Here is a 638-nt window from a genome sequence, read left to right as displayed (position 1 = left end):
CTTCGTGACACCGTCACTCACAACCAAGGTAATTACGCCGCAATCATTGCTGATACAATCTCTCGCTACAAAAAAGGTGACCCAATTCTTTACTACACATGGACACCGTATTGGGTAAGTGGCGTACTTGTTCCGGGTAAAGACGTTGTATGGTTAGAGGTGCCGTTCTCGTCTCTTCCTGGTGAACGCAAAGACATCGACACCACACTAAAAAACGGCAAAAACTACGGTTTTGAAATGAACTCTATGCGCATCGTCGCGAACAAAGAGTTCACCGAGAAGAACCCATCGGCAGCGAAACTGTTCGAAATCATCAAACTGAATATCAATGATGTCAGCGCTCAAAACATGATGATGAGCCAAGGTAAAAATAGCGCGGCAGACATCGAAGCGCACGTAAATGGCTGGATTAAAGCCAACCAAACAACCTTTGATGGTTGGATTGAAGAAGCGAAGAAAGCGGCAATGTAACGCCCAAAAATCTTAAGAAACCGCTAAAGCTTTAGCGTATCTTTGGTTCCTCAGTGAGAAAATGAAAAGCCAGTCGATTATTTAGACTGGCTTTTTTATTTAGATTACTCAAAAAACATCGTATTAATATCAATTACATACCAGCACAAAACCCCAATAGGCACTGC

Annotated in this window: 1 protein-coding gene; it reads left to right on the top strand. The window is 42.8% G+C overall.

The window, feature by feature from the left end; translation table 11 throughout:
• Positions 1 to 471, top strand: a 471-nt coding sequence (proX, locus tag R7Z77_RS26300; RefSeq protein WP_318137169.1) for a glycine betaine/L-proline ABC transporter substrate-binding protein ProX, incomplete at its 5' end; no start/stop codon positions are given.
• Between the last annotated feature and the right edge of the window lie 167 nt (positions 472 to 638).

The organism is Vibrio sp. 1401 (assembly GCF_033340295.1).
The sequence above is the reverse complement of the archived record's forward strand: the minus strand, read 5'-3'. Positions and strand labels throughout refer to the sequence as shown.